This is a genomic window from Methylorubrum suomiense (genome assembly GCF_022179765.1).
In the GTDB taxonomy this organism is placed as follows: Bacteria; Pseudomonadota; Alphaproteobacteria; order Rhizobiales; family Beijerinckiaceae; genus Methylobacterium; species Methylobacterium suomiense.
In genome coordinates this window covers 1-2973 of record NZ_BPRE01000038.1, presented here as the reverse complement: position 1 = coordinate 2973, position 2973 = coordinate 1, and the positions used below count along the sequence as shown (strand labels likewise).

The 2973-nt window shown below is 50.6% G+C and carries 4 protein-coding genes; 2 read left to right on the top strand and 2 right to left on the bottom strand.

Annotation, left to right across the window (positions count from 1 at the left end; all coding sequences use genetic code 11):
• Positions 1 to 153: 153 nt before the first annotated feature.
• Entirely contained in the window at positions 154 to 405 is a 252-nt protein-coding gene (locus tag MFF26_RS26270) for a hypothetical protein (RefSeq protein ID WP_137831624.1), read from the bottom strand.
• 561 nt (positions 406 to 966) lie between these two features.
• Here MFF26_RS26270 and MFF26_RS26265 point away from each other — a divergent pair.
• Entirely contained in the window at positions 967 to 1311 is a 345-nt protein-coding gene (locus tag MFF26_RS26265) for a lysozyme inhibitor LprI family protein (protein ID WP_137831625.1), read from the top strand.
• A 459-nt stretch (positions 1312 to 1770) separates the two neighbouring features.
• Entirely contained in the window at positions 1771 to 2319 is a 549-nt protein-coding gene (locus MFF26_RS26260) for a hypothetical protein (protein WP_238308956.1), read from the top strand.
• A 103-nt stretch (positions 2320 to 2422) separates the two neighbouring features.
• Here MFF26_RS26260 and MFF26_RS26255 read toward each other — a convergent pair.
• On the bottom strand, positions 2423 to 2973 hold a 551-nt coding region (locus MFF26_RS26255; protein WP_238308955.1), incomplete at its 5' end, for a hypothetical protein.

Here is a 2973-nt window from a genome sequence, read left to right as displayed (position 1 = left end):
CAAGCGCTTTGAGCCTGTGACCACTTGTAAGCCTATGTTTTTGCAGCGCTTTTCGCGCCAAGTCGACGAGGATTTGGCCCGTTTTCCAGGATCTCAGGAGACCTTGGAAATCCGCGTTTGCCGACCCGTTCTTGATTGGGTTTTGATCGGGGCTCAGCCTGCCTTCCGACCCCGACCCATCCGCAACTCGACGGTGAACGACCGCCCGCCATAGGTGCGCCGACCTGTGCCGAGGCTCAGCATCTCAGGCACGCCGACCTGCTGCCGACCCTTGCGCACCAGCGCGCGGACCCGCTTGCAGAACGCGTCCTTCTCTTCGAGGTAGCTGGCGGCGTCGGTGAAACGCAGGCGGCAGAAGGCTTCGGTCTCCTGCTCAATCGCCGTGAGGGTGGCGTGCGCGCTCATCGAGGACCGATCATGCCATGAAAGCCGGCAGCCGTCCTGCCAGGGCAACTCCTAGGCTGTGGGGAGGTGCGCAGTATCGGGGGAGCGGACAGCAAAACGCCCGGCGGCTGGAAGGCCCCGGGCGCGCGTCTCGCGACAGATAGTGAGATGCAGTGTTTCGCCCGACGGGTCAAGTGTTAGATCGCTTTCCGTTTCTGCATATAGGTGTCATATTGGATCAGGCTCTAATTCAACATATTTTTTATTGATGGCAACACTAGGATTTATATCGCCGTTTCCGCACACAGCGTTCTACAGTCGCTCTAATTTTGATTGGCATTTTTATCATTGAGTTGGATTTGTAAAAAATAATTTTTGCGTGCATTTACTTCAATAATTCTATAAATTAGAGCTGTTTAATAAACCAATATAGTTTTCGATTTATATAATTCATCAATCTGCACATGATCAGAAATCTGATAAAATAAAAAATTGATAACAGCCACTAATCGTGAAACCACTCCGGTTGCTCAAATCGATTTAATGGATTACTTGTTATGTAATTGATTCGGAAACGATGCCATGTCGAAGAACGTTGTCGGTTTTTTGATAACCAGCCTTGTACTATTATCCATCCCTGCGCATGCAAAAACTAGTTTTACCTGCAACAAAGCAACTCGATCAGACGAAATTGCGATTTGTTCAAATGAAAATTTGGCAAAACTGGAGCTAACCTCAGCTATATTATTTAGGTATTCCGTGGGACTGCTCGGCAAGGACGCCGCATTAATACTAGCTCAAGGCCTCATGCGGGAGCGCCGCTTATGCGGGCGCGATCCAATTTGTCTCGAAAAAACATTCATAAAAGGTATCAAGTACTATAAAGACGCAATAAACGGTCAATATGAGTTCCGTGATTATAAATAAGCGCTCACCTTATAGGAACATAACATGATACAAATAGTGGTAGCTATCGTTGGACTTCTTATTGGCGCATCAGTGTCGCATGCTCAATCGAACACTTGTCATCTATCCTATTCATCCGATTCCGCACATTGCCAAAGAATGAAAAAAATAGTTGAACAAACGAATGGCTATAGTGCTGGAGCCGAATATTACGATAAATGTTTAAACGAAGCCGTTGATAAACAGACCTGTTGCAACATGCAAGCCTCATTAACAATCAAAAATTCGGGATCTGAGAAGGGATGGTATATTGTTCGCAGTGGCAATCAATGTACAGGGATTGTCAATCAAAACGAGAAGACCGCTTGTCTATCGTGTGAAACAGACTGTAAAGCCAGGATGTCGACAGTCGGTGGGCTCGCATCAAGTTGTAAAAGTCTCTGCGCTAGAAAACTTCCTCTTCAATGCGGGAATTGAAAAATGGCCTCAAAAGAAACAATCTATGTGTTTGTGACTTTAGCTAGTATTGTCAGCGGCAACAAGGCAGAGGCATCGGCATGCGATCAGCAAACAAAATGTTTCAATATATGCGAAGAATTTTCAGCAAAAGATTCCCCGGAATGCAAATCAGCTTGCAGTCCTGCCATTGAAATTTGTGAAAATGAAAAAAAGCAAACTGCCAACAAAAAAACGCCGACTGACAATAATCCACCTCGCGGATTGGAAAAGCCAGCACAAATTACTTTAGAAACAAAAAACGTTAAAAACAGCAGTGCATCTGAATGTGCTCAAGTACAATATGCCCCGTCAGGCTTTATGACCTATTGTCCGGATGTTAAAAGAAAATTTTCTCGGCTAAATGACAGCAACGAGCCTTGCTTCCTAAGTAATATCGTTGGATTTACTCGGGACACCATTACTTTCTGCACGCCGAGACAATTTGCAATAATACTTAAGGGCGAACCCTATAAGAGCAGCGGGTACTATCAGCGCGTTGTTAGGCGTGGCCCATATCCCGCCAGTTATTAATATAGCCTAACATTTTTTGGGGTCCACGCCGTTGCCTTTAAGTGGAGTGGTAGCCAAAAAGGACAAATGGACGCCCGGCGACCTGAGGTTTCGGGCGCGCGTCTTAGGACAATGTATCAAGTGTAGCGTTTCGCCCAACCTGTCGAGGCTGCGGCGTGGCCCGGATCGCCTGCCCCGTCGCCCCCGTCGCGGTGTGCTGTGCTTCGGTCAGCGCCTCCAGGAGCCACCGGAACCGCTTCGCCACATCGGTCGCCGCCCGATCGCCCGAACCCTTGCCGGTGCGCGCGGCGTAGGCTGCGAAGCTGTGGCCCTCCGCCAGGATGGCGCGGAGGAAGCGGACCCCGACGCCGCCGATGGCCTCCTGGAGCCGGGCGGTGAACTTACGGACCCGTTCGGCATCGTCGAGCGCGTAGATGATCGCCAGCTCGTGCGCGATGGTTTGGTCTCGGGACCCACCTTGCGACCAGCCGCCGGAGCCGAGGCGAGCGCCGGACCCGCGCTCGAACACCGCCTGAACCATCCGACCGACCTCGAACTCCGCCTGATCGATGCGCTTGGCGGCAAGCTCCTGCGCCAGGACGTCGACACGCCGATTGACATGGACTTCGCGGTAGGCGCCCGGCTCCCACGGATCGGGAACGTTGGCGCGGCCGA